Origin of the sequence: Dysgonomonas sp. 511, assembly GCF_010501105.1 — a bacterium.
GTDB lineage: Bacteria > Bacteroidota > Bacteroidia > Bacteroidales > Dysgonomonadaceae > Dysgonomonas.
Map to the genome: position 1 here is coordinate 1 of NZ_QVMQ01000106.1, position 320 is coordinate 320.

The window sequence follows — 320 nt, forward strand, 5'->3', positions numbered from 1 at the left end:
AAGCGATGCTGCAAGCCTAAATCCAGAAAGCCTTACTGGCAAATGGACGCTGACCAAAATAGCTGATGGTGATGTAGCTACTCTTTTCAAGGAAAGAAATAGCTGCTAAGGTAGAGCAATTGGGAATAAAAGTGAATGTGGCGGGATAGAAGCCGTATTGCCAGATTGCAATAAGACCGGAAGTATAAGTGCGAAAACACCGGCACCCAATGTGCCGAATCCCCCGAATATACCTAAGGCAAACCAGTCTTTCGAACTGGAATATTCCGATAGGAATGGTAAGCTTAGGTTCTTTACATTAAAGAACAATGAACTGGTTG

1 protein-coding gene is annotated in these 320 nt (G+C 43.4%); it reads right to left on the bottom strand.

Annotated elements, in window-relative coordinates; all coding sequences use genetic code 11:
- Positions 1-105 precede the first annotated feature (105 nt).
- The coding region (locus D0T57_RS15475; RefSeq protein ID WP_163274359.1) for a hypothetical protein at positions 106-320 on the bottom strand (215 nt) is incomplete at its 5' end.